The sequence below is a fragment of the Acidovorax sp. LjRoot117 genome, from assembly GCF_964252695.1.
GTDB lineage: Bacteria > Pseudomonadota > Gammaproteobacteria > Burkholderiales > Burkholderiaceae_C > Acidovorax.
The window spans coordinates 13,972-38,601 of record NZ_CAXUPO020000015.1; the positions used below are offsets into that span (position 1 = coordinate 13,972).

Below are 24,630 nucleotides of genomic sequence, written 5' to 3' on the forward strand. Positions count from 1 at the left end.
GTAGCGGGTAGCGGCGTGCCAGGTTCAGAACAGTGAACGCTGCGGCGAATCGGGGTTGATGCCCGCAGGCGTAGCGGGCGTGGATGTGGGCGCGGACGCTGCGGGCGGCGCAGCGGGGGCCGGAGTATGCCTGATGCCCTCGCTGCTTCCCGCAGGGGAGGCGGGATGGGCGGGGCCAGCGGGGGTTGACGACGCCAACAATGGTGCTGGTGCTGGTGCTGGTGCTGGTGCTGGTGCTGACGCTGGCGCTGCTGCCTGGGCCAGCCGGGCGGCTGGTGGTGCCTCCACGGCAGGCGCGGCAAACCTCGCAACCTCGGCATGGCCCTCCTGCACCCTCACCATCCGCCCGTCGCCGGTGAGGAATGCGGCGCGCACGGGCTCGCCCGGCGTCTGGCGCTGCACCGCGTCGCGGTAGCGGCGCAGCTGGGCCATCAATGCGGGCTGACGCTCGGGCTCGGCGGCGCTTTTGTAGTCGAGCACCCACCAGCCGGCACGCTCGGCCGGTTGCGTGCAGTGCACCAGGCGGTCCAGGCGCAGGCTCTGGCCGCCATGGCGCAGCGGGGCCTCGTTGATGGCGGTGTCGACGGCCTCAGGGTCCCACGCCCAGGCGCCCTCGCCCGCCAGAATGCGCTGGGCGGTCTGCGCGGCCACCCGGGCTGCGGCGGGGGCGATGTCGAAGTCCTGCGCCAGGCGGGCCACGCGCACGGCGGGCCAGCCGTGGGCACGCAGGTCGGCCAGCGGTGCACCGGCCACGCCCGCCTGCTCCATCAGCTGGTGCATGGCCTCGCCCAGGCGCGATGCGGGGGTGGACGGTGTCGCCACGCCGTGCTCCAGGTCCACCGCACTGTTGGTGGGTGCATCTGCAGCAGCCACTGCGGGGATGGCGGGGGGCATGCGCAGGTGCTCGGGCACGGACGGCAGTTCGGCCAGCATGAAGCGCGCGGGCGATGCGGCGCCCGTTGCACGCTCTCCAGCGCCCTCCAGGCCTTCGTGCGCACCGCCCGGAGGCACGCCGCCCGGGGCCATGTCCACATCCTCCATCAGCGGCGTGAGGCGGTTCCACCAGCTGCCCGGGGCCGACGCGCTGGGCTGCACCGACGAGATCGCCAGGCAGTGCTTGGCACGTGTCATGGCCACGTAGAGCATGTTCAGCTCTTCACGCTGGCGGGCCTGCTGCTCGGTGGCGAGCACGTCCACCGCGCTGGGCGGCGGGCTCGATTCGCTGGCCAGAAAGACGAAGCCCGTGGGCGCCGTCTGCTCGCCCGGCCAGTCCACCAGCACGCCCATGGTCTCGGCCTTTTGCGAGCGCGTGTCGGTGTCCAGCAGCAGCACGCAGCGCGCCTCCAGCCCCTTGGCGCCGTGCACGGTCAGCAGGCGGATCGCCTGGGCATCGGCACGGCCCGGCGCGCGCACGCCGCCGCGCTTCATGGCCCGCACAAACGCATAGGGCGTGAGGTAGCGCCCGCCATCGTGCTGCAGCGCGGCCGACAGCAGCGCGCGCAGGTTGGCCTGCACCGCCAGGCGCTGGGTGGCAGGCGCTGCGGCGGCAAAGCGGGCCAGCACGTCACCGTGCTGGTAGATGGCGTGCAGCGCGTCGTGCGGCGGCAGGCTGTCCACCCAGGCTTTGTATTGCATCAAAACAGGCCCTACCGCTTGATGGTCGGGCGCCAGCAGCTCTGTTTTTTGTAGCAAATCGAACCAACTGGTGGCCGCATGCTCCGGCTGGCGGCGCAGCAGGGCCAGCGCCACCAGGGCGTCGTCAGGCAGGCTGAACAGCGGCGATCGCAGCGCCCGCGCGAGCGACAGGTCGTGCCCGGTGGACACCAGCGCGTCCAGCAGCGCCACGATGTCCTGCACTTCGGGCGCGTCGAACAGGTCGGCTTTTTCGGGCTGCACGCACGGCAGGTGCAGCGCACGCAGGGCGTCCTGCATGGCGGCCAGGCGGTCGCGCTTGCGGGCCAGCACCAGCACTTCGTTCGGCGGTGTTCCCTGCGCGATCTGGGCGGCCACCCAGGCGGCGGCCTGGGTGCATTCGCGCATGCGCTGGGTTTCTTCGGCTTCGTGGCGCGGCTCGGTCAGGCTGTCGCGCCAGGCCATGGGGTCGGTGCCGGGGCCATCGTCGGCATCCGCGGGCAGGATGGCCGGCAGGCGCAGCAAGGTGCCCGCGTCGGTCGACTCGGTGGTGTGGTCACGAAAGCCCGTGGTCTCGTGCTGCGCCTGCGCCGTGCCCATCACGTGGTTGACGGCGGCGATCACGCACGTGGCGTTGCGGCGCGTGTGGTCGCAGCTGAGCAGGTCGCCCGCCAGGCCGTTGCGCACAAAGGCCTGCGCCGCGATGAACACCTGCGGCTCGGCGCGGCGAAAGCGGTAGATGCTCTGCTTGGGGTCGCCCACGATGAACACGCTGGGCGCCGTGGCGCCGCCGCCCGAGCCCGCGTAGCCCGACAGCCACGCGTGCAGCGCCTGCCACTGCAGCGGGTTGGTGTCCTGGAACTCATCGACCAGCAGGTGGCGCACGCGCGCGTCCAGCCGCTCCTGCACCCAGCCTGACAGGATGGGGTCGGACAGCATGACCAGCGCAGTGCGCTCCACATCGTTCATGTCCACCCAGCCGTGCTGGTTCTTCACCGCGGCGAACTCCGCGATCAGCCGCCGCGCCAGGCGCGCCATGCGCTGCTGGTGCTGCCAGGCGGCGTGCTGGCGCCGCGCGACCAGCAGGCGCTGCAGCTCGGGCTCTGCCTCCTGCGCGGCCGGGAACTTCTCCAGGTTCTTGGACAGCCGGTCTTCCTTGGCCACGAACATCGCGCGGCGCAGCTGATCGAGCCGCTGGTTCAGGTCAGCACACGCCAGCGCGTCGATGATGGCGTCGGCTGCCTTTTGCGGGGTCTTGTTGGCTTCGGCCCCCAGCGCCTTGGCGCGGGCCAGCCAGCGCTGGTGGCAGGCATCGCCCTGCAGCGCATCGGCCGGGTCGGCGCAGCCTGCGAGGTCTGGGTACGCGGCCTGGAACGGCGGCACCGAGGCATCCACCACGCCCACCGCATCGGCCAGGTCGAACTCCACCCGCTTGGACAGCGCGGCCGCCAGGGCCTTGTGCGTTTGCGAGCGGCCGTGCTGCGCCACCACGGCTTCGTAGTCGGCCCGCAGGCCGGGGCTGTCGGCCACGGCCTGCAGGAAGGGGCTCCAGACCTCGCGCACGGCTTCGGCGTCGTCCTCCAGCAGCTCGAAGTGGGCAGGCAGCCCCTGCGACTGCAGCAGCGCCAGCGGCGCCGTGCCCAGCAGCGCCGCGAACCAGCTGTGGAAGGTGCGGATCTGCACCGGCCGCCCGCTGGCCAGCATCTGGCGGTATAGATCTTGTAGCGCCTCGCGCTTTTCCAGTGCGCCTTCCGGGCTGATTCCGCGTGCGATCAGCTCGCGGGTCAGGTCGGGCAGCGGGACATGGGCAAAGGCTTCGAGCCACTCCTGCAGCCGCTGGCGCATCTCGCCCGCGGCCTTCTTGGTGAAGGTGATGGCCAGGATCTCGTGCGGCGCGCAGCCGTCGAGCAGCGCCCGCAGCATGCGGGACACCAGCATCCAGGTCTTGCCCGCGCCCGCGCAGGCCTCCACCGCCACGCTGCGCTGCGGGTCGCAGGCGATGGCGTAAAACGCCTCGCGCGAGACGGGCCGGCCGTTGTGTTCGTAGGCGGCTTGTTCAGTCATTTCCGGAATCCACTTTTCCTGCCGCAATACCAGCCGCCACGTTGCCCCTGACCTGCGATACCGACGCGCCCCCAGCGCGAGATGCCGCGCAAGGGCCGCCCCGCCGCGCTGGCATCGTCCCCCCTCCCGGCGCAGCCGAGAGAGGGGGGAAGGCGCGCAGCGCCTCAGGGGGGTGCCTTCTCGTCATTTCCAGAAATCCTTGCGGCACAGCCCGCGCGCCGCACAGTATTCGCACACCATGCCCTCACCGAGCGCGGGCAAAGGGTCACCCGCGGCGATGCGCTCGAAGTCGTGCTGTATGCCCTCGACGAGCAGGTCGCGCAGGTGCACCACGTCCTCCTGCTCGTGCATCTGCGTCTCGCCGCGCTCGCCCACGTTCACATAGGCGGCGCGCAGCGTGTCGTGGCTGAGCAGCGCGGCGTAGAACGCGAGCTGGGTGTCCTCGGCGCCAGACTGGATGCGCTTTCGCGTCACGGTGTCGTTCTCGGTCTTGTAGTCGATGACCAGCGTGGCAGGCTCGCCCTGCGCAGCCACCGCAGGGACGGTGTCGACGGCATCGACGGCATCCACGCGGTCGAGCGTGCCGACGAGCTCCAGGCTGCCCAGCGGCTGCGTGGTGCGCAGCTCGGCCTGGCGAAAGCGGGCACCGGTCTGCTCGTGCTGGGCCAGCCAGCGCAGGTAGCCGTCGCGCACCTGCGGCCAGCCAGCTGCAAAGGGCAGGAAGTCGCCCTCGCCCAGGCGCTGCTCGCGGGTCACTGCCTGGGCCGCCGCGTCCATGCGCGCCACCCGCTCGGGCGGGCTCTGCACCGGGTGGGCCAGCAGGGCTTCGTGAAAGTGCTGCAGCACCGCATGCAGCCAGTTGCCGAAGTCGCGCTTGTCCACGTCGGCGGCCAGTTCATCGGCCTCCTGCAAGCCCAGTTGGCGCAGAGCGAAAAATCGGTACGGGCAGTGCCGCAGGTCTGAATACGCGGTCGACGAGAGGCGCTGCACGGGCAGCCGGTCGCCCTGCGGCTGGGGCCGCTCGGTGGGGGCGGCGTCCACGGTGCGCTGCGTGCGGCTGTCTGCGCCGCCCTGCGCCGCGCCGTCCAGGTGCAGCGCCAGCACCAGCGGGCTGGCCAGCAGGGGCTCGCCACCCTCGTCGCCGGTGCGCCACAGCACGTCCACGGCGGGGGTCTGCAGCGCGTGTTGCCAGGCGGCGCGCTGGGCCATCTCTGCCGATGCCCGCGTGGGCAGGCCCCAGGCTTCGCGTTGCGCCTGCGTCCATTCGCCGGCCGGCTCGGGTGCGGCCTGCAGGCGCTTTTCATCGCAACCGGGCAGCACCAGCGCCGCAAACGGGCGCGCCAGCAGCTGGGGCATGGGCAGCACCACCACCGGCGCATCGCCCATCTGCGCGGGCACGTAGCGGTCGGCCTCCAGCACCTCGTTGGCCCAGCGCGTGAACTCGGCCAGCGTCATGCGGCGGCCCGCGCCGTCGCCCCAGCCGTCGAGCTCCGCCTCCTGCCCGGCCTGCAGGCGCAGGGCCGACAGCACGCGCGCGCCGGCGGCGTCTTCTTCGAGCACCGTCCATTGCCCGGTGTCGACCAGCAGCGTGCGCAGGGCCTGCAGCCACTGGGGCAAGGCACGCGCCGCCCGCAGGCTGTCACGCCAGTCCTGCACCTGCGCCACCACCAGCGCCACGTCGGGCACGCTCGCCCAGTCGTGCCGGGCCACGTGGCCCCACGATGCCATGGCGGATTTGCGCAGTGCGCGCTCCAGGCGGGCCAGCAGCGCGGCATCGGCACGGGGCACGTGCTTGAGCCAGTCCAGCACGGCGTCCGTGGTGGCGTCCCAGGCGCAGGCGGTGAGCGCGGCCATCAGGCGCGCGGCAGCCCGCGTGGTCGACAGGGTCCAGCCGTTTTCATCGCGCACCGCCACACCGGCGCTGGCCAGGTGGGCGCCGATGCGGCGGGTGAGCGCGCGGTCGTTGGCGGCCAGCGCCACCGGAATGCGCCCTGCAGCCAGGTGGGCCAGCACACAGGCGGCTGCGCGCTGCGCCTCGTCTTCGGCGTCCTGCGCCGCATGCAGGGCCACGCGGCCGTGGCCGGCCGCGGGCTTGTCGGGCGATCCGGTCCACAGTGCCAGGGACGACGCCTTGCCGCCCCAATGCGCCTGCAGCGCCTGGGCCAGCGCATCGGGCTGAAAGCCGGGCAGCAGCACCAGCGCATCGATGGACCTGGCGACGCCGGGCTCGAACAGCACGTCGGTGGCGTGGCGCGATGCCAGTACCCATTCGAGCGCAATGCGCGCCACCACGGCCTCGAACCGCAGGGCCGAGCCTTCGTCCGCGGGCGGGAGCAGTGCGCGCGCCTGCTCGCCCCAGGCCTCGCGCTGCGACGGCGGCACGGCAGCCACTGCCGGTGCCAGCTGGGCCGCCGCCTCCTGCAGGGGCGTGGCCAGCACATCACGCTGCGCCGACAAACCGGCCTTGTCGAGCAACAGGCGGGCAGTGAGCGTATCGCGCGCCACGTCCCCCGCCAGGTCGTCCCCTTGCGGCACGAAAGCCGCCAGTTGGCGCGCCCAGTTGCGCGTGGTCTCGAAACGGGGCGCAAAGCCATCCGGGTGCGCCATGCCCCAATACCTGTGTGCCCAGGGCATCAGCTGCGCATACGGCACCAGCACCACCGTGCGCGCCGGGTGGGCGGCGCACTGCTCGATGTGCAGGGCGACCTGGGCCAGAACACGCCGCCACAAGAGGGTGCACTGATCGGTTTTCGCTATGACTGTCATAGCGTCACAGGGCCCGGCCATACCGGTGTACGTGGGATTGGTTTCTGTCACAATGCCCAGACTTTATACGTACCCCGGTCGCAACCCGCCCAGACACAAGGAATACGCCATGGCCAGCGAACTCATCAAACATCTCTCCGACGCAAGCTTCGAAGCCGACGTGCTGAAGGCCGGCACCCCGGTGCTGGTGGACTACTGGGCCGAATGGTGCGGCCCCTGCAAGATGATCGCCCCCATCCTGGACGAAGTGGCCGGCACCTACCAGGGCAAGCTGCAGATCTCCAAGATGAACGTGGACGAGAACCGCGAGATCCCCGCCAAGTACGGCATCCGCGGCATCCCCACGCTGATGCTCTTCAAGGACGGCCAGCTGGCCGCCACCAAGGTCGGCGCCATGAGCAAGGCCCAGCTGACCGCCTTCATCGATCAGCAACTGGCCTGATCCCCCATGCCTCGCAGATCTGGCAGTCTGGCGGGGCATTTTTCTTTGGGCTTGCGCACCTTGGGCTGCACTGGCGATCGATCAAATCGCCAGCCCCTGAATATCCCGATTTTTTTCCTGTCATAATTCTTTCCGATCACCGGCCTGCACGCATTGGCAGCCGGAACAAGATCCCCGGCATGCCAGGCCTGCAAACAGCAGCTTTCCCGGCACCTGCCCTCTCCCCCAAGATTCACACCAGCTCCGCCAAGGAGTCACTCCATGCACTTAAACGAACTCAAGGCACTGCACGTGTCTGAAGTCCTGAAGCAGGCCGAAGAACTCGAAATCGAAAATACCGGCCGGATGCGCAAGCAGGAGCTGATGTTTGCCATCATCAAGAAGCGCGCCAAAGCGGGCGAGCAGGTGTTTGCCGATGGCGTTCTGGAAATCCTGCCCGACGGCTTCGGCTTTCTGCGCAGCCCCGACACCAGCTTCACGGCCAGCACGGACGACATCTACATCTCGCCCAGCCAGGTGCGCCGCTTCAACCTGCACACCGGCGACATGATCGAAGGCGAAGTGCGCACGCCGAAGGACGGCGAGCGCTACTTTGCCCTGACCAAGCTCGACAAGGTCAACGACGGCCCGCCGGAGCAGAACAAGCACAAGGTGATGTTCGAAAACCTGACGCCCCTGTTCCCCAAGGAGCAGATGCGCCTGGAGCGCGACGTCAAGAGCGAAGAGAACATCACCGGCCGCATCATCGACATCATCGCGCCCATCGGCCGCGGCCAGCGCGCACTGATCGTCGCCCCGCCCAAGAGCGGCAAGACGGTGATGATGCAGCACATCGCCCACGCCATCACGGCCAACAACCCCGACGTGCACCTGATGGTGCTGCTGGTGGACGAGCGCCCTGAAGAAGTGACCGAAATGCAGCGCACGGTGAAGGGCGAGATCATCGCCTCCACCTTCGACGAGCCCGCCGCCCGCCACGTGCACGTGGCCGAGATGGTGATCGAGCGCGCCAAGCGCCTGGTCGAGCTCAAGAAGGACGTGGTCATCCTGCTCGACTCCATCACCCGCCTGGCCCGCGCCTACAACAACGTCGTGCCCTCGTCCGGCAAGGTGCTGTCCGGCGGTGTGGACGCCGCCGCGCTGCAGCGCCCCAAGCGCTTCTTCGGCGCCGCGCGCAAGGTCGAGGAAGGTGGCTCGCTTACCATCATCGCCACCGCACTGGTCGACACCGGCAGCCGCATGGACGAAGTGATCTTCGAAGAGTTCAAGGGCACCGGCAACTGCGAAATCCACCTGAACCGCCGCCTGTACGAAAAGCGCGTGTTCCCCGCCATCGAGCTCAACAAGAGCGGCACGCGCCGCGAAGAGCTGCTGCTGGCCCCCGAGATCCTGCAAAAGACCCGCATCCTGCGCCAGTTCATGTACAACATGGATGAGATCGAGTCGATGGAGCTCATGATCAAGAACATGAAGGCCACGAAGACCAACGTGGACTTCTTCGACATGATGAGAAGAGGCGGGTGACAACCCCCTGAGGCGCTGTCGCGCCTTCCCCCTTCTCTCGAATTGCTACGCAATTCGGGAAGGGGGACACCGCCAGCGCGGCGGGGCGTCCCTTGCGCGGCGGTTCGGGCCCAGGCCGCGCCAGTTTCAGCCGTCACGGGCCATCGCAAAAAGCCGTCCAAGCGCCTGTGCCATAATAGAGGGCTTTTTCTGCGGAAAGTACGCTGGATGTTCCACGGCGCAAAGGTTGCACCGGGTTCAGCACGGCTCCCGCACTTGACAAGGATTGATCATGAAAGAAGGCATTCACCCCAACTACCGCGAAGTCCTGTTCTCGGACCTGTCCAACGGTTTCAAGTTCGTGACGCGTTCGTGCGTGAACACGAAGGAAACCGAAACCTTCGAAGGCAAGGAATACCCGCTGTTCAAGCTGGATACCTCTTCTGAGTCGCACCCCTTCTACACCGGCACACAAAAGTCGGTGGACAACATGGGTGGCCGCGTCGAGCGCTTCCGCAACCGTTTCGGCAAGACCGCAGCGAAGTAATTCGCCTCCTGCGCGTTACCGCCACAAAAGGCAGCCCGGGCAACCGTGCTGCCTTTTTGCTTTGCAGCGGCTGGTCCGTGGTGGGCATCACCGCGCTGGCCGCGGGCCGGCGGGGACAAGAACGCAGGAGTTTTTGATCCCGACGCTGGCGGTCCCTGCATCCTGTATCGTTTTGGTGCGTTTTTGCGCTTATTCTCGACGGCTCCGCTTTTGCTGCCTTTCTGACGCGTGACTCCTCCCACCCCCGCCATCGTGACCCAAAGCGCCGTCCGCCCCCTGCCGCGGTGGGCGCTGCTGTTGCTGTGCATCGCCTATGTGGTGCCGGGCTTCGTGGGCCGTGATCCCTGGAAGAGTGCGGATGTCACCGCATTCGGCTACATGCTGGAGCTGGCGCAGCAGCGCACGCCGTGGCTGGCTCCCCTGCTGGGCGGCATGCCCCCCGAGACCGAGGGTCTGCTGCCCTACTGGCTGGGCGCCTGGGCCATCCAGATCACGCCAGCGTGGCTGCTGTCGCCCGAGATGGCGGTGCGCGTGCCCTTTGCCGCGTTGCTGGTGATCACCCTCATGGCCACTTGGTACGGCGTGTACTACCTGGCACGCAGCCCGGGCGCGCAGCCGGTGGCCTTTGCGTTTGGCGGCGAGGCCAACCCGCCCGACTATGCCCGCGCGATCGCCGACGGCGCGCTGCTCGCCCTGATCGCCTGCCTGGGGTTGGCCCAGCTGTCGCACGAGGTGACCAGCTACCTGGTGCAGCTCAGCTGCACCGCCCTGCTCTTCTTTGCCGTGGCGGCCATGCCCCACCGCACCGTGGCCCCTGCCATCGCGCTGGTGGTGGGCATGCTGGGCCTGACGCTCGCAGGCGCCCCGGCGCTGGCCACCTTGCTGGGCGTGGGCAGCGTGGTGCTGGTGGTGCTGGCCCCGGGCAGCAGCACCGACCGTCGCCTGCCCTGGACCCTGGCGCTGGCCGCCATCACCGTGGTGGCTGCGCTGGTCGCCTGGAAGCTCGACCTGTGGCGCTGGCGGATCGTGGGCGCAAATTCTGGCGGCAAGGAATGGCAGAGCCTGGCGCGGCTGCTGCTGTGGTTTGGCTGGCCCGCCTGGCCGCTGGCCCTGTGGACGCTGTGGCGCTGGCGCAAGCAGATCTTCAGCCGGCAAGGCCATCGGCATCTGCTGCTGCCCCTGTGGTTCTCTGCCGTCTCCATTGCCGCCACGATCACCACGCAGCCGGCCGACCGGGCGCTGCTGCTGGGCCTGCCGGCGCTGGCCGCGCTGGCGGCATTTGCCCTGCCCACCCTGCGGCGCAGCGTGGGCGCGCTGATCGACTGGTTCACGCTGCTGTTCTTCACCGTGTCGGCCCTGGCCATCTGGGTGATCTGGATCGCGATGCAGACAGGCTTTCCGGCCAAGCCGGCGGCCAACGTGGCCAAGCTGGCACCGGGCTTTGTGCCGCAGTTTTCTGCGCTGGCGCTGGTGGTGGCTCTGGCGGCGACCGCCGGCTGGTGCGTGCTGGTGTGGTGGCGCGCCTCGCGCGACCGCGCGCCGATCTGGAAGAGCCTGGTGCTGCCCGCGGGTGGTGCGGCGCTGGGCTGGGTCCTGCTGATGACATTGTGGTTGCCGCTGCTGGACTATGCCCGCAGCTACGGCCCCCAGGTGCGCGCCGTGCAGGCGGTGCTGGGCACGAACCCCGGGTGTGTGCAGACGGTGGGCCTGAGCCGCGCGCAGGTTGCCGCACTGCAGTACCACGGCCAGCTCAGGCTGGAGCGCGCGGGCCTGCAGGACGAATGCAACTGGTTGGTGGCGGACATGGAATCCTGGCCGGCGTCCGAGCGCATGGTCAACGCGGCGCTCTGGGAGCGCCTGGCGGTCGTTCCCCGCCCCACCGACAAGAACGATCACCTCCTGGTGCTGCGGCGCAGGGGGAGCTGACGCGCCAGCCCCTTCGGCGTCACGCCCTGGCACTCACGGGGCGCGCAGCGTGGCTGCCAGCATGCCAGCATTAAAGGCTTTCACATCCCCTGCGCCGCTGGCCTGGCCACGCAGCGTGTCGACGTGAAGCCTTGCAGGGCGCATTTGAAAATCTCCACGGGCTGACCCGTCGCTGGCTGCATGGACGGCCGGCAGGCACAGCGCTACACACACCCTGACATGTCCGAGCTATCCACCATCTCCCGGCACGCCGCCACCGTTCTGACCGGGCAACTGGCCGTCATGGCGTTCGGCGTGACGGACACCATCGTCGCGGGCCGCTATGGCGAGGCCTCGCTGGCCGCGCTGTCGGTCGGCTCGGCCATCTTCATCAGCGTGTACGTGGCGCTCATCGGCGTGCTGCAGGCGCTGCTGCCGGTGTGGGCGGAACAGCGCGGCGCGCGGCAGACCGAGGCCATCGGCCGGTCACTGCGGCAGGCGATGTACCTGTGCGCGGCGGCATCGGTGGTGGGCATGGCCATCCTGCTATCGCCCGGCCCCCTGCTGCGCTGGACGGAAGTGCCGCCCGCCCTGCGCACCGAGGTCGAGCGCTACCTGGCCGTGCTCGCGCTGGCGCTGCCACCGGCCCTGCTCTTTCGCATCTACAGCACCCTGAACCAGGCGCTGGGGCGCCCGCAGCTCGTCACCTGGCTGCAGGTGGGCTCGCTGTTCATCAAGCTGCCGCTGTCGATCTGGTTCACCTTCGGCGGCATGGGGCTGCCTGCGCAGGGCGTGGTGGGCTGCGCCTGGGCCACGCTCATCGTCAACTGCAGCATGCTGGGCCTGGCCATCTGGCTGCTGCGCACGCGGGACATCTACGACCCGCTCGCCATCTGGCGCCGCATGGAGCGCCCCCACTGGCCCACCATCGCCGGGTTCGCGCGGCTGGGCGTGCCGGCCGGGCTGGCAGTCATGGTGGAGGTGACCTCGTTCACGCTCATGGCGCTGTTCATCGCGCGCCAGGGCACCATCGCATCGGCTGCGCACCAGATCGCGTCCAACCTGGCAGCGGTGCTCTACATGGTGCCGCTGTCGCTGTCGATCGCCACCAGCGCACGCACCAGCTACTGGCTGGGGGCGGGCGAGCCGGCGCGTGCCCGGCAGGTGGTTCTGCTGGGATTGAGGCTTGCGGCGCTCTCTGCCATTGCGCTGGCAGCTATATTATTCATAGCAAGACACCACCTGGGCAGCATCTACTCCAGCAATGCTGCGGTGGTGGCGATGGCGGGCGGCGTGCTGGTCTGGGTGGCCGCCTACCACCTGGCGGATGCGATGCAGACCCTGTGCGTGTTCGTGCTGCGCTGCTACCGGATCACGGTGGCACCGCTGGTGGTGTACTGCGTGTTGCTGTGGGGCGCGGGCCTGGGCGGCGGCTACCTGTGGGCCTACCACGGCGCGGGCATGTGGGCGGTAGCGCCCTCCCCCATGCCGTTCTGGGCCGCCAGCGCGGCGGCCCTGCTGGCCACGGCGCTGCTGTTCGTGGCCATGCTGTGGCGGGCCATTCACCGGAAGGGCTGAGGTGCGCCGCCTTCGGTTGCGCGCATTGGCCCTGCCTGGCCCCATCTTGCCCTGCGTGGTTCGTCTGACCGTCTGGCCTGTCAGGCGGCCACCGCAGGCAGCGTAAAGCCGCGCAACCGGTTGGCAGGGAAGGTCACCGCGAACACCGAGCCCTTGCCCAGCGTGCTGGAGATCTCGAGCGTGGCGCCGTGCCGCTGCAGCACGTGCTTGACGATGGCCAGCCCGAGGCCGGTGCCACCGGTCTCGCGCGAGCGGCTGCGGTCCACGCGGTAGAAGCGTTCGGTCAGGCGGGGGATGTGTTCGGGCGCGATACCGGGACCGGTGTCCTGCACCGAGAAGACGGCACTGCCGTCGTCCTTGCGCTGCCAGGCGATCGTGATGGAGCCACCTGCTGGCGTGTAACGCACGGCATTGTTGATCAGGTTGGACAGGGCACTTTGCAGCTCGGCAGGCACGCCGGCGATCTGGCCTTCCATGCGCAGGCTCTCAGCGCCCGGAAAGACCATCACATGCTGCAGCGGCAGGTTTTGCGTGAGCAGCGCAGACAGCGCGCGCCCCTCTTCCTCGCAGCGCTGCAGCAGCGCCTGCACCGGGGTCCATTCGGCCATGCCGGGCGGCGGGCTGCCCTCCAGCCGCGACAGGGTCAAGAGGTCCTGCACCACGCTCTGCATGCGCTGGGCCTGCTGCGCCATCATGCCCAGGTAGCGGGAGCGCTCGTCGGCGTTCAAGGGCAGGGTCTGCAGGGTTTCCACAAAGCCCGTCAGCACCGTGAGCGGCGTGCGGATCTCGTGCGACACGTTGGCCACGAAGTCGCGCCGCATGGCGTCGGCCTGCTCCAGGGCCGTGACGTCGCGCGACAGCAGGAGGGTGCGCCCATCACCGTAGGGGTGCAGGTGCACCGAAATGCGCACCGGCCGCGACGGCGTGCTGAAACGCCCTTCCAGGACCACGTCGTGCGCAAAGTCCTGCTCGGCAAAATACGCGGTGAACTCGGGGTCGCGCACCAGGTTGCCGATGGACTGCATCACATCGCGCTGCGCGTCGAAGCCGAACTGGTTGGCCGCCATCTGGTTGCACCATTCGATGCGCCCCTGCGCATCGAGCAGCACCACGCCGTTGGGCGTGGCCTGCAGGGCGGCGAGGATCTCCTGCAGCCGGTCCTGGCTGTCGCGGATCTGCGCTTCCTGCCGGCGCAGCAGGCGCCGCGCCCGGTCGGCCGCCTCGCCCCAGATGCCGCGCATGGACGGCACGTCGGTCAAATCGCCCGTGCGCAGCCAGCGCAGCACGCGCGCGCCGCGCAGCAGGTCCCACACAAACCAGGCCCACCCGGCCAGCGCGGCACCCAGTGCGGCGCCCCACGGCCCTCCCTGCCACCAGCCCAGGCTACCGCCCGCAATCTGCCAGAGCAGAAAATACGTAATTCGCCACAGCATCCGGTCCGCAACGCCTTTTCAAAAACACCAGGGGCGCAACGCGTGCGCCCCGTTCAAGACAGCAAGAAAAACAAGCTCATACGGATTTGCGTTCAATCATTCAATGCCGTTCGGGCTGAGCTTGTCGAAGCCTCGCGCGGCGCTTCGACAAGCTCAGCGTGAACGGGTTTTATATTTTTGAAGGCAAATGGATATCAGGCCTGCAACTGCACCTGCGGCTGCGCCGTGAGGCGGTAGCCTGCGCCGCGCACGGTCTCCACCATGACGGACGCGGACCCGAGGGCTTCGCGCAGGCGCTTGACGTGCACGTCCACCGTGCGCTCCTCGATGAAGACGTGGTCGCCCCACACCTTGTCGAGCAGCTGCGAGCGGCTGTGCACGCGTTCGGCATGCTTCATCAAAAAGTGCAGCAGCTTGAACTCCGTGGGGCCCACCTTGAGCGGCTGGCCCTGGAAGGTCACGCGGTATGTACCGGCATCGAGCACCAGCTCGCCGATGGTCACGCTGTCGCTGACCTGCTCCGGCGCGCGGCGGCGCAGCACGGCGCGGATGCGGGCCAGCAGCTCCTGCGTGGAGAACGGCTTGGTGATGTAGTCGTCGGCACCGGCATCGAGCCCCGCCACCTTGTCCGGCTCGTCGCCGCGTGCGGTGAGCATGAGGATGGGGATCGGCTTGGTGCGGCTGTCGGCACGCCACTTGCGGGCCAGCGACAGGCCGCTTTGGCCCGGCAGCATCCAGTCCAGCAGGATGACATCGGGCAGCACGGCATCAAGCTCGCGCTGGGCGGACTCGCCGTCTTCCGCCCAGAAGGGCTGGAATCCGTTGTGGCGCAGATTGACGGCAATCAGCTCGGCAATCGCGGGTTCGTCCTCGACGATGAGGACGCGTGGGAGTTTTCTCATCGCTGGGCCGCCCCCAGGTGAGAAAGCGCTGCGCTCAGAAAGCAGCGACCCGCGCGGCGGCGGAGCGTGGGGGTGAGTTCTGTCATGGTGTTGCCAAAGCCCTTTCTTCTTATAGAACGGCCGACTCGATCTCGTCGAGGGCAGTGTGGCGCACATCCTTGCCCTTGACCAGATAGATGATCAGCTCCGCCACGTTCTTGGAATGGTCACCGATGCGCTCGATCGCCTTGGCCAGGAACAGCAGGTCCAGGCTGGGGGAGATGGTGCGGGGGTCTTCCATCATGTAGGTGACGAGCTTGCGCACGAAGCCGTCGAACTCCTTGTCGATGAGGTCGTCCTCCTTGAGGATGGCCACGGCGGCCTTCACGTCCAGGCGCGCAAACGCGTCCAGCGTCTTGCGCAGCAGGCCCGAGGCCAGCTCGGCGGCGGTGCGCAGGTCGCTCGACGGCAGCGAGCGCGGGGCGCCGCTCTCGATGATGGAGCGCACCATGCGCGCCATCTTGTTGGCCTCGTCGCCCATGCGCTCCAGGTTGGCCGTGGCCTTGGAGAAGGCCAGCAGCAGGCGCAGGTCGCGCGCGGTGGGCTGGCGGCGGGCGATGATGGAGGACAGCTCCTGGTCGATCTCGACCTCCATCGCGTTGATGCGGGTCTCCATCGAGGCGACGGTTTCCACGGCCTCCAGGCTGAACTGGGACAGGGCATAGACCGCCTGGCGGATCTGCGACTCCACGAGGCCGCCCATCTCCATGACGCGGGCGGAGACGCTGTTGAGTTCGCTGTCGAACTGCGAGGAAAGATGTTTATCGGGCATCTCGTTGTCTCCTTAGCCGAAACGGCCGGTGATGTAGTCTTCGGTTTCCTTGCGCTCGGGCTTGAAGAAGATCTGTTCGGTGGCACCAAACTCGATCATTTCACCGAGGTACATGTAGGCGGTGTAGTCGCTGCAGCGTGCGGCCTGCTGCATGTTGTGCGTCACGATGGCAATGGTGTAGTCGTGCTTGAGCTCGTCGATCAGCTCTTCGATCTTGGCGGTGGACAGCGGGTCCAGCGCCGAAGTGGGCTCGTCGAGCAGCAGCACCGAAGGCTTGACCGCCACGCTGCGTGCAATGCACAGGCGTTGCTGCTGGCCGCCGGACAGCGACAGGCCGCTCTGGTGCAGCTTGTCCTTCACCTCGGTCCACAGCGCGGCCTTGGACAGCGCCCATTCCACGCGGTCGTCCATCTCGCTCTTGCTCAGGCTCTCGTACAGCTTCACGCCGAAGGCGATGTTGTCGTAGATGGACATGGGAAACGGCGTGGGCTTCTGGAACACCATGCCGATGCGGGCGCGCAGCAGGTTGATGTCCTGCTTGGGGTCCAGGATGTCCTGGCCGTAGAAGTTGATCTTGCCCTCGGCCCGCTGGCCGGGGTACAGGCTGTACATGCGGTTGAGCGTGCGCAGCAGGGTCGACTTGCCGCAGCCCGAGGGGCCGATGAAAGCGGTGACCTTGTGTTCTGCGATGTTGAGGCTGACGTTGCGCAGCCCCTGGAATTTGCCGTAGAAGAAACTCAGGTTGCGCAGTTCCAGCGCGTTCTTGCTGGCAGTGGCGGTAGCAGTAGCGGTCATTGTCAAATCCTGAAAATGGGGACTGTCTGGGGGGTGTCTGCGTACGGGGGCAGACAGGTCAGGCGCGGCTCTTCTCGCGCAGGAAAACCCGCGCCACGACGTTGAGGATCAGCACCGAGAGCGTGATGAGCAGTGCGCCGCCCCAGGCCAGGCGCACCCAGTTTTCGTAGGGGCTCAGCGCAAACTGGAAGATCACCACGGGCAGGTTCGCCATGGGCGCATTCATGTTGGTGCTGAAGAACTGGTTGTTCAGTGCGGTGAACAGCAGGGGCGCCGTCTCGCCGCTGATGCGGGCCACGGCCAGCAGCAGGCCGGTCATCACACCGCTGCGTGCTGCGCGCAGGGTGACCATGACGGACACCTTCCAGCGCGGTGCGCCCAGCGCAAACGCCGCTTCGCGCAGGCTGCCAGGCACAAGGCGCAGCATGTTCTCGGTGGTGCGCACGACCACGGGCACCGCGATCAGCGACAGCGCCAGGCTGCCGGCCCAGCCGGAAAAGTTGCCCACGGTGGCCACTGCGATCGCGTAGACGAACAGCCCCAGCACGATGGAGGGCGCAGACAGCATGATGTCGGTCACGAAGCGGGTGAGCTCGGCGGTCTTGCTCTGGCCGCTGTACTCGGCCAGGTAGACGCCGGCCAGCACGCCGATGGGCGTGGACACCAGCACGGTGAAGCCCACCATCATCAGGCTGCCCACGATGGCGTTGGCCAAGCCACCACCTTCCGAGCCGGGGGCTGGGGTGGACTGGGTGAACATGTTCCAGTCCAGCGCGGCGAAGCCGTTGGACAGCAGCACGCTCAGGATCCAGAGCAGCACAAACAGGCCCAGCACCATCGCGCCCAGGGACAGGGTCAGGCCGATGGCGTTGGAGCGCTGGCGCTTTTTGTACAGTTGTTGGTTGAATTCCATGGAGCTTGTCTCAATTGAGTGGGTTCATGGTCCAGATTACAGGCCCTTGGCCTTCTCGGCGCGCAGCAGCATGATCTTGGCGGCCGACAGCACCACGAAGGTGATGACGAAGAGCAGGAAGCCCAGGGCAAACAGCGTGGAGAGGTGGAAGTCCGCGGCCTCGCCGAACTCGTTGGCCAGCGTGGAGGCGATGGACGTGCCGGGCGAGAAGAGCGACGTGGGCATGCGGTTGGCGTTGCCGATGACGAAGGTCACGGCCATGGTCTCGCCCAGAGCGCGGCCCAGGCCCAGCATCACGCCGCCGATCACGCCCTTTTGGGTGTAGGGCAGCACCACGCGGCGCACCACTTCCCATGTCGTGCAGCCCAGGCCATAGGCCGACTCGCGCAGGATGGGAGGGACGATCTCGAAGACGTCGCGCATCACGGCCGCCACGAAGGGCAGCACCATGAAAGCGAGCACGATGCCCGCCGCCAGGATGCCGAAGCCGTTGGTGCTGCCACCGAACAGGAAGCCCACCAGCGGCATGGAGCCCAGGAGCTTTTGCACCGGCATCTGGAAATAGTCCGCGAACAGCGGCGCGAACACGAACAGGCCGAACATGCCGTAGATGATGGACGGCACGGCCGCCAGCAGCTCTACCGCCGTGCCCAGCGGACGGCGCAGCCACACAGGGCAGGTTTCGGTCAGGAACAGGGCGATGCCGAAAGCGAGCGGCACGGCGATCAGCAGCGCAATGCCCGCGCTGGCCAGGGTGCCGACGATGGCGATCGCAGCACCGAATTGTTCATTGATGATGTCCCATTCCACGCGCCAGATGAACTGGACGCCGAACTTGTGGAACGTGGGCCATGCGTAGACGAAAAGAGAAACGATGATGCCCAGCAGCGCAGCGAGCACGAGCAGCGACAGGCTCTGGGTCAGGCGATGGAAAAAGATGTCCTGCAGGCGTTGCCGCTTGGCAATCGAGACCATGGACTCTGTGGGGGCGCCCGTCACTTTATTGACGGACACGGGTTGCGAACTCATGGTGGTTCCCACGCTCATGTTGACTCCCATCTGGCTTCTGGAGGCCCCACAAACCAGTACCCATCGGCCAGACCGGCCGGCCGATGGGTACTATTTTGGGGCAGACTGCTTTTATTGTTGGAGTTAATTACTTCTTGATTTGCGACCAGACCTTCGAGCGGATCTCGGCGGTCAGGCTGTCAGGCAGGGGCACGTAGTCCAGTTCGGTGGCCATGCCCTTGCCGTTCTTGAAGGCCCATTCGAAGAACTTGAGCACTTCGGCCGATTGCGCCTTGTCGGCCGGGTCCTTGTACATCAGGATGAACGAGGCCGTGCTGACGGGCCAGCTGTCGGCACCCTTGGCGTTGACCATCGAGATGCCCATGCCGGGCACGCTGAACCAGTCTGCGCTGGCGGCAGCGGCGGCGAAGGTCTTGTCGTCCGGGCTCACGTACTTGCCGTCAGCGTTTTGCAGCTGCAGGAAGTTCATGTTGTTCTTCTTGACGTAGGCGTATTCGACGTAGCCGATGGAGCCCTTCACGCGGGAGACGTTGGCGGCGACGCCTTCGTTGCCCTTGCCGCCCACGGACGACGCTGCGGGCCACTTGACGGCAGCGCCCTTGCCCACGGAGTCAGCCCACTCCTTGCTCACGGACGACAGGTAGTCCGTCCAGTTGAAGGTGGTGCCGGAGCCGTCGGCGCGGTGCACGACGGTGATGTTCTGGTCAGGCAGGGTCTTGCCGGGGTTCAGGGCCGCCAGCTTGGCGTCGTTCCACTTGGCGATCTTGCCCAGGAACACGTCGGCCAGCACGGGGCCCGTGACGCGCAGTTCGCCGGGCTTGAATCCGTCCAGGTTGATCACGGGCACCGTGCCGCCGATGATGGCGGGGAACTGCACCATGCCGTCCTTGTCGAGGTCAGCACCGGGGACCGGGGCGTCGGTGGCGCCGAACACGACGGTCTTGGCGCGGATCTGGCGGATGCCGCCGGACGAGCCGATGGACTGGTAATTCAGGCCCGTGCCGGTTTCCTTCTTGTAGGCTTCTGCCCACTTGGCGTACATCGGGAAGGGAAAGGTAGCGCCAGCGCCGGTGATGTCCGCTGCAAAGGCACCACCGACCGCGAAGGTGGCCAGTGCGACTGCAACGGTTTTGAGAAATGTGCGTTTCATGAGGTTACCTTTGGACTAGGGTTAACAGGAACACCGTGAACTCTAGGGGGCCAAGATGACAATTCAGTGACAAAAAGCCACCCATTTGACCGTGCGCTACAGAGGTAAAACACCCAAAAGGCAATGTCACGAACCCGTCACACAACCACAACACACTGGCTTGACGCTGGCCATTCCCTCCTCTTCTCCTGCCGTGCGCGGGCAGCAGCTTCCATGCGCCGTGGCACGCGGTAGGATGCCGGTCGAAGCTCCTACCAGAACAATATGCACAACGGCACACGCCTCGCCGCGGTCGACCTCGGCTCCAACAGTTTTCGCCTTGAAATCGGGCGCTACGAGTTCGGACACATTCAGCGCGTCGAATACCTCAAGGAAACCGTCCGCCAGGGCAACGGCCTGGACGAAGACCGCAACCTGACACCGGAGGCCATGGAGCGTGGATGGGCTTGTCTCGCGCGTTTCGGCGAACGCCTGGCCGGGTTCCCCCGCGCCCAGGTGCGTGCGGTGGCCACGCAGACCCTGCGCGAAGCGCGCAACCGCGAGGAGTTCCTGTCGCGCGGCAGCGAGATGCTGGGCTACCCGATCGACGTGGTGTCGGGCCCCGAAGAAGCGCGCCTCATCTACCAAGGCGTTGCGCGCCTGCTGCCCCAGTCCGACGAGCGCCGCCTGGTGGTCGATATCGGCGGGCGGTCTACCGAACTCATCCTGGGGCAGCAATTCACGCCCCATGCGGTGGCATCGTTTCGCGTGGGCAGCGTGGCCTGGTCGCAGCGCTACTTTCCGCAAGGCGAATTCACGGCCACGGCATTCCTTGCCGCGGAGATTGCGGCCAAGGCCGTGCTCGACGAGGCCTTGGGAACGTTCCGCCCGGATGCATGGGAAGTGGCCTATGGCTCGTCCGGCACCGCAGGCGCGGTGGGCGACATTCTGGCCGCTGCCGGGGGCACGCCCGGCACCATCACCCGCGAGGGGCTGGCGTGGCTGCACGAGCGGCTGTTGCGGGCGCAGACTGCCGAACGCCTGCGCATGGACGGTCTGAAGGAAGAGCGCCGCGCCGTGATCGGCGGCGGCGTCAGCGTGCTGCGGGCCGTGTTCGACCTGCTGGAGATCGACCAGATGCAGGTCGCGCAAGGCGCGCTGCGCCAGGGCGCGCTGTACGACCTGCTGGACCGCGAGCAGCCCGGCACCGACCTGCGCACCACCACCGTGAACGGGCTGATGCAGCGTTTTGGGGTGGATGCGGAACATGCCGAGCGGGTGGCGCGCACGGCATGCGCCTTGTTCGACCAGGCCGCCCCTGCCGGCAGCGAGCGCGCCGCACGCAAGCTGGACTGGGCAGCCCGCCTGCACGAGATCGGCTGCCTCGTCTCGCACAGCGACTACCACCGCCACGGTGCCTACATCCTGGACAACACCGATGCCGCCGGATTTGCCGTGCCCGAGCTGCACCGCCTGGGAATCCTGGTGCAGGGGCAGCGCGGCAAGGTCCGCAAGATCGAAGCGGACCTGCAAGACCCGATGTTCGCATTGCAGTTGCTGAGCCTGCGCTTGGCCGTGGCCCTGTGCCATGCGCGTCGCGACCCCGACACCGCGGGCCTGGCGCTGCGCCAGGACGGTGCGCGCTTTCATCTGACAACACGCGGTGGCTGGGCCGCGGCGTACCCGCAATCGGCCCACCTGTTGCGCGAGGAAGCGCTGGCATGGCTGAAGACCCCCTGGGAGCTGGCCGTCAGCCTGGCCTGAAGTCGGGAGCGGGCGTGTTGAGCGCTGACATAAAACGGTATAAACTGTTTATACCGTTTATTTCATCGATGCCATGACTACTTCTTCCAGCGCTCCGCTTCCAGCCACTTCCGCAGTGCCCGCTGCCCCTGCCCCTGCCGCCAAGCCGGTGAAAACCACCGCTGCAGCAGCCCCCAAGCCAGCGGCCAAGGCCCCCGCACAAACCGCCGCCAAGCCCGCCGCCAAACCCAAGGCGGCCGCAGCCCAGCAGCCTGCTGCCAAGGCGACCAAGCCCGCCAAGCCTGCAAAAGCCGCCAAGGCAGCGCCCGCAGAGAGCGCGAAAGACAGCAAGGCGAAGAAGCCCAAGCTGGTGCGCGACAGCTTCACCATCCCCAAGGACGAGTACGCCGTCATCGAGACGCTCAAGCAGCGCTCGGCGGCACTGGCCCAGCCCGTCAAGAAAAGCGAGTTGCTGCGTGCCGGTCTCAAGGTGCTGGCAGCCCTGTCCGACACTGCCCTGCGCTCCGCCCTGCAAGCCGTGCCGTCCATCAAGACGGGCCGCCCCAAGGCCGAGGCCCCTGCAGCAAAGCCGGTGGCCGCGCCGGCAAGCTCCACGACCACCAAGCCCGCCGCCAAGCCGGCTGTGAAGGCGACTGCAAAGACGGCCTCGAAGACGGCCAAAGCCAGCCGCAAGTAACCCAAGGCACCTGCGATGCTTCTGCAGGGCACCGGTTGGTCCTGCTAGAGCCAGGCAGGCCAGGCAGGCCAGGCGGGCCCGGGCAGGCAAGGCCCGTCAGCGGACCCCGCCACCCGGCGCGCCGCGGCGGCTACAGCAGGTCGGGCGACTGCACCGCCAGCAGCAGGGTCTGGCTCTCATCCAGGCGTTGCCGCTGGCGCAGCCACCACACCGCCCCCTTGCGCACGGCGCAGTCGGCCGCCTGCAGCCCCATCAGCTGCGCAATGGTTTGCCCCAGCACGGGCTGGTGCCCGATGACCAGCACAGCCCCCTTCGCACGCGGCCATTGCGCCAGCTCCAGCAGTTCCTGCGGGGTCCCGCCGGGCAGCAGCTCGGCCCGCATCTTGAACTTGCGGCCGAGCGCGCTGGCCGTCTGCTCGGTGCGCCGTGCGGGGCTGGCCAGCACGCGCAAGCCTTCCGGCAGTTGCCGGTCCAGCCAGGCGGCCATGCGCGCAGCCTGCTTTTCCCCCCGCGGCGTCAGCGCCCGCGCCAGGTCGTCATGGCCCTCTTGCGGCTCTTCCGCCTCTGCATGCCGCCACAGGATGAGGTCCATCATGCAGCCCCTTGCTCGACAGCCCCCGCGGGCGGCACAGGCCCGTAGCGAACCATCAGTGCGTCTTGCGCGCCCACGCCGTCGGTGGGGTGCTCCGCACGGTCATAACCGCCCTCGGCGTTCAGCGTCCAGGCATCCCGGTTGTCGTGCAGATACGCCACCAGGCACTCGTCCACGATCTGCTGGCGCAGCGATGGGTCGGTCACGGGCCAGGCCAGTTCCACACGCCGCATCATGTTGCGGTTCATCCAGTCGGCGCTGGAGAGGTACAGGTCCTCCTGCTCGCCCGCAAGGAAGTAAAAGACCCGCGTGTGCTCCAGGAACCGCCCGATGACCGAGCGCACCCGGATGTTCTCCGTCGCGCCCGGCAGCCCTGCCGGCAGCATGCACGCGCCGCGCACGATGAGGTCGATGCGCGCACCGCGCTGCCCAGCCAGGATGAGGGCCCGCATGAGCGCCTCGTCGGTGAGGGAGTTCATCTTGGCGACGATGCGCGCGCCCTCGCCCCGGCTGGCGGCCAGGCCCACCTGCTCGATCTTCTCCAGCATGCGCCGGTGCAGATGGAACGGGGCCAGCATGAGCTTGCGCAACCGGGGTGGCCTGTTCTGGCTGGCCAGATGGTTGAAGACGCCGTCCATGTCGGCGGTCATGTCTTCGTCGGCGGTGAGGTAACTCAGGTCGGTGTAGAGCCGGGCAGTCCGCATGTTGTAGTTGCCGGTGGACAGGTGTCCGTAGCGCTTGAGCTGCCGCCCTTCCCTGCGCGTGACGAGCAGCATCTTGGCGTGGGTCTTGAGCCCCACCACCCCGTACACCACCTGCGCGCCGATGGACTCCAGCGCCTCGGCCCAGTTGATGTTGGCTTCTTCGTCAAAGCGCGCCTTCAGCTCCACGACCGCCATCACCTCCTTGCCGCGGCGCACTGCCTCGGTCAGAAGATCCATGAGTTCGGAGTCGGAGCCCGTGCGGTAGATGGTCTGCTTGATGACCAGCACGTTGGGGTCGTTCACCGCTTCCCGCAGGAATGCCAGCAGCCCGTCGAAGCTCTCGAACGGTTGATGAATGAGCACATCGCGGCGCCGCATCTGGTCCATGATCGGCATGCCGGGCTGCAACTGGCGCGGCCAGGCCGAGTTCCACGGCGCAAACAGCAACAACGGGTCGTTCACCAGGTCCACCAACTGGGTCAGGCGCACCAGGTTCACGGGGCCTTGAACCCGGTACAGCGCAGCAGCAGGCAGGCCGAATTGCGCGAGCAGGAAGTCCGACAGGAACTGGGAGCAGCCGGACGACACTTCCAGCCGCACGGCCTGGCCGTAGTGGCGGTGCTGCAACCCCTGGCGCAAGGCGGTCCGCAGGTTGCGCACGTCTTCCTCGTCCAGTGCCAGGTCCGAGTGCCGGGTCACCCGGAACTGCGAGAACTCCGTGACCTCGCGGCCGGGGAAGAGGTCTTCCAGGTGCGACCGCACGATGCTGGAGAGGCTGACGAACTGATTGCGCTCGGAGGCAGCGCGCTCCGGAATGCGCACCAGCCGCGGGAGCGCCCGCGGCACCTTGACGATGGCGATTTCGTTTTCGCGCCCAAAGGCGTCGCGGCCTTTCAACCGCACGATGAAATTGAGCGACTTGTTGGCTACCTGCGGAAACGGGTGCGCGGGGTCGAGCCCCACCGGGATCAGCAGCGGCCGCACTTCGCTTGCAAAATACTCCTGCACCCAGCGCTTTTGCGCCGGCGAACGCTCGCCATGCCCCAGGATGCGGATGCCGTGCTCGGCAAATGCGGGAACCAGCGCCTCGTTGTAGAGCGCGTACTGGCGCTCTACCAGGCCATGCACCTTGGCGGCCACAGCCTCGAACGACGCGGTGGAATAGCGGCCCTGCGTCTCGCCTTTTTGCGCCGCGGTGATGTGCGGCGCGGCGCGCACTTCAAAGAATTCGTCGAGGTTGGACGACACGATGCACAGGTAGCGCAGCCGCTCCAGCAGCGGCACATCGCTGCGCACGGCCCAGTCGAGCACGCGCTCGTTGAAGGCCAGGATGCTGTGGTCCCGGTCCAGGAAAGCCGGCCACTGCGCGGATTGCGCCAGTGCAGCCGGGGCACCGTCATGACGGTCATGTGACAAGGCAGCAGGAGGGTGTTCGGTCATGGCAG

General features: G+C 67.6%; 18 protein-coding genes. 7 read left to right on the top strand and 11 right to left on the bottom strand.

Translation table 11 applies throughout. The features are described from left to right. Nucleotides 1-24: 24 nt before the first annotated feature. Together ACSQ3D_RS24890 and ACSQ3D_RS24895 are read right to left on the bottom strand one after the other, a co-directional pair. Complete coding sequence (locus ACSQ3D_RS24890; RefSeq protein WP_436128622.1) at nt 25-3,696, bottom strand: UvrD-helicase domain-containing protein; 3,672 nt, start codon at nt 3,694-3,696, stop codon at nt 25-27. Nucleotides 3,697-3,879: 183 nt separating this feature from the next. Next, nucleotides 3,880-6,462 carry a PD-(D/E)XK nuclease family protein gene (locus ACSQ3D_RS24895; protein WP_436128623.1) on the bottom strand — a complete coding sequence of 861 codons (2,583 nt, stop codon included), beginning with the start codon at nt 6,460-6,462 and terminating at the stop codon, nt 3,880-3,882. Nucleotides 6,463-6,571: 109 nt separating this feature from the next. Between ACSQ3D_RS24895 and trxA the strand changes: the two genes are divergently transcribed. The 5 genes from trxA to ACSQ3D_RS24920 all read left to right on the top strand — a co-directional run bounded on the left by trxA (nt 6,572) and on the right by ACSQ3D_RS24920 (nt 12,437). Continuing rightward, nucleotides 6,572-6,904, top strand: a complete 333-nt coding sequence (gene trxA, locus ACSQ3D_RS24900; protein ID WP_056413228.1) for a thioredoxin TrxA — start codon at nt 6,572-6,574, stop codon at nt 6,902-6,904. Nucleotides 6,905-7,165: 261 nt separating this feature from the next. Next, entirely contained in the window at nt 7,166-8,428 is a 1,263-nt protein-coding gene (rho, locus tag ACSQ3D_RS24905; protein ID WP_056067265.1) for a transcription termination factor Rho, read from the top strand. 271 nt (nt 8,429-8,699) lie between these two features. After that, the gene (locus tag ACSQ3D_RS24910; RefSeq protein ID WP_056163725.1) at nt 8,700-8,954 is read left to right on the top strand and encodes a type B 50S ribosomal protein L31; all 255 of its coding nucleotides are present in this window, start codon (nt 8,700-8,702) and stop codon (nt 8,952-8,954) included. A gap of 228 nt (nt 8,955-9,182) precedes the next feature. Beyond that, nucleotides 9,183-10,880: a hypothetical protein gene (locus ACSQ3D_RS24915; RefSeq protein WP_056413231.1), complete on the top strand. Its 1,698-nt coding sequence runs from the start codon at nt 9,183-9,185 to the stop codon at nt 10,878-10,880. A 219-nt stretch (nt 10,881-11,099) separates the two neighbouring features. After that, on the top strand, nt 11,100-12,437 hold the full coding sequence (locus ACSQ3D_RS24920; RefSeq protein ID WP_436128624.1) for an MATE family efflux transporter: 1,338 nt from the start codon (nt 11,100-11,102) through the stop codon (nt 12,435-12,437). Between the two features lie 80 nt (nt 12,438-12,517). Here the strand turns inward: ACSQ3D_RS24920 and phoR are convergent, their stop codons facing one another. The 7 genes from phoR to pstS all read right to left on the bottom strand — a co-directional run bounded on the left by phoR (nt 12,518) and on the right by pstS (nt 19,470). Then, nucleotides 12,518-13,870 (bottom strand): phosphate regulon sensor histidine kinase PhoR, encoded by a 1,353-nt coding sequence (gene phoR / locus ACSQ3D_RS24925; protein WP_436128625.1) that lies wholly within the window; start codon nt 13,868-13,870, stop codon nt 12,518-12,520. A 194-nt stretch (nt 13,871-14,064) separates the two neighbouring features. Then, nucleotides 14,065-14,772, bottom strand: a complete 708-nt coding sequence (gene phoB, locus ACSQ3D_RS24930) for a phosphate regulon transcriptional regulator PhoB (protein ID WP_056163714.1) — start codon at nt 14,770-14,772, stop codon at nt 14,065-14,067. A gap of 109 nt (nt 14,773-14,881) precedes the next feature. Continuing rightward, entirely contained in the window at nt 14,882-15,583 is a 702-nt protein-coding gene (gene phoU / locus ACSQ3D_RS24935; protein ID WP_056163712.1) for a phosphate signaling complex protein PhoU, read from the bottom strand. 12 nt (nt 15,584-15,595) lie between these two features. Then, a complete protein-coding gene (gene pstB / locus ACSQ3D_RS24940; protein WP_056413242.1) occupies nt 15,596-16,378 on the bottom strand; it encodes a phosphate ABC transporter ATP-binding protein PstB in 783 nt (260 codons plus the stop codon). A 58-nt stretch (nt 16,379-16,436) separates the two neighbouring features. Continuing rightward, nucleotides 16,437-17,291, bottom strand: a complete 855-nt coding sequence (gene pstA, locus ACSQ3D_RS24945; RefSeq protein WP_396505776.1) for a phosphate ABC transporter permease PstA — start codon at nt 17,289-17,291, stop codon at nt 16,437-16,439. Nucleotides 17,292-17,327: 36 nt separating this feature from the next. Beyond that, nucleotides 17,328-18,350 carry a phosphate ABC transporter permease subunit PstC gene (gene pstC / locus ACSQ3D_RS24950; protein WP_056413248.1) on the bottom strand — a complete coding sequence of 341 codons (1,023 nt, stop codon included), beginning with the start codon at nt 18,348-18,350 and terminating at the stop codon, nt 17,328-17,330. A 97-nt stretch (nt 18,351-18,447) separates the two neighbouring features. Then, a complete protein-coding gene (pstS, locus tag ACSQ3D_RS24955; protein WP_056413251.1) occupies nt 18,448-19,470 on the bottom strand; it encodes a phosphate ABC transporter substrate-binding protein PstS in 1,023 nt (340 codons plus the stop codon). Nucleotides 19,471-19,734: 264 nt separating this feature from the next. On the opposite strand from pstS, the gene ACSQ3D_RS24960 reads away from it, so the two are divergent. Then, the gene (locus ACSQ3D_RS24960; RefSeq protein WP_436128626.1) at nt 19,735-21,213 is read left to right on the top strand and encodes a Ppx/GppA phosphatase family protein; all 1,479 of its coding nucleotides are present in this window, start codon (nt 19,735-19,737) and stop codon (nt 21,211-21,213) included. A gap of 73 nt (nt 21,214-21,286) precedes the next feature. Further along, nucleotides 21,287-21,889, top strand: a complete 603-nt coding sequence (locus tag ACSQ3D_RS24965; protein ID WP_436128627.1) for a hypothetical protein — start codon at nt 21,287-21,289, stop codon at nt 21,887-21,889. 130 nt (nt 21,890-22,019) lie between these two features. Here the strand turns inward: ACSQ3D_RS24965 and ACSQ3D_RS24970 are convergent, their stop codons facing one another. Further along, complete coding sequence (locus ACSQ3D_RS24970; protein ID WP_056413260.1) at nt 22,020-22,484, bottom strand: SixA phosphatase family protein; 465 nt, start codon at nt 22,482-22,484, stop codon at nt 22,020-22,022. Beyond that, nucleotides 22,481-24,625, bottom strand: coding sequence for a polyphosphate kinase 1 (ppk1, locus tag ACSQ3D_RS24975; protein ID WP_436128684.1), 2,145 nt, complete (start codon nt 24,623-24,625; stop codon nt 22,481-22,483). The genes ACSQ3D_RS24970 and ppk1 overlap by 4 nt, the downstream gene beginning before the upstream one ends. Between the last annotated feature and the right edge of the window lie 5 nt (nt 24,626-24,630).

What these genes read in the sequence shown, in the direction of transcription:
- ACSQ3D_RS24890 (WP_436128622.1), bottom strand. Translation starts at nt 3,696, where the DNA reads ATGACTGAACAAGCCGCCTACGAACACAACGGCCGGCCCGTCTCGCGC.
- ACSQ3D_RS24895 (WP_436128623.1), bottom strand. Translation starts at nt 6,462, where the DNA reads ATGACAGTCATAGCGAAAACCGATCAGTGCACCCTCTTGTGGCGGCGT.
- trxA (WP_056413228.1), top strand. Translation starts at nt 6,572, where the DNA reads ATGGCCAGCGAACTCATCAAACATCTCTCCGACGCAAGCTTCGAAGCC.
- rho (WP_056067265.1), top strand. Translation starts at nt 7,166, where the DNA reads ATGCACTTAAACGAACTCAAGGCACTGCACGTGTCTGAAGTCCTGAAG.
- ACSQ3D_RS24910 (WP_056163725.1), top strand. Translation starts at nt 8,700, where the DNA reads ATGAAAGAAGGCATTCACCCCAACTACCGCGAAGTCCTGTTCTCGGAC.
- ACSQ3D_RS24920 (WP_436128624.1), top strand. Translation starts at nt 11,100, where the DNA reads ATGTCCGAGCTATCCACCATCTCCCGGCACGCCGCCACCGTTCTGACC.
- phoR (WP_436128625.1), bottom strand. Translation starts at nt 13,870, where the DNA reads ATGCTGTGGCGAATTACGTATTTTCTGCTCTGGCAGATTGCGGGCGGT.
- phoB (WP_056163714.1), bottom strand. Translation starts at nt 14,772, where the DNA reads ATGAGAAAACTCCCACGCGTCCTCATCGTCGAGGACGAACCCGCGATT.
- phoU (WP_056163712.1), bottom strand. Translation starts at nt 15,583, where the DNA reads ATGCCCGATAAACATCTTTCCTCGCAGTTCGACAGCGAACTCAACAGC.
- pstB (WP_056413242.1), bottom strand. Translation starts at nt 16,378, where the DNA reads ATGACCGCTACTGCTACCGCCACTGCCAGCAAGAACGCGCTGGAACTG.
- pstA (WP_396505776.1), bottom strand. Translation starts at nt 17,291, where the DNA reads ATGGAATTCAACCAACAACTGTACAAAAAGCGCCAGCGCTCCAACGCC.
- pstC (WP_056413248.1), bottom strand. Translation starts at nt 18,350, where the DNA reads ATGGGAGTCAACATGAGCGTGGGAACCACCATGAGTTCGCAACCCGTG.
- pstS (WP_056413251.1), bottom strand. Translation starts at nt 19,470, where the DNA reads ATGAAACGCACATTTCTCAAAACCGTTGCAGTCGCACTGGCCACCTTC.
- ACSQ3D_RS24960 (WP_436128626.1), top strand. Translation starts at nt 19,735, where the DNA reads ATGCACAACGGCACACGCCTCGCCGCGGTCGACCTCGGCTCCAACAGT.
- ACSQ3D_RS24965 (WP_436128627.1), top strand. Translation starts at nt 21,287, where the DNA reads ATGACTACTTCTTCCAGCGCTCCGCTTCCAGCCACTTCCGCAGTGCCC.
- ACSQ3D_RS24970 (WP_056413260.1), bottom strand. Translation starts at nt 22,484, where the DNA reads ATGATGGACCTCATCCTGTGGCGGCATGCAGAGGCGGAAGAGCCGCAA.
- ppk1 (WP_436128684.1), bottom strand. Translation starts at nt 24,625, where the DNA reads ATGACCGAACACCCTCCTGCTGCCTTGTCACATGACCGTCATGACGGT.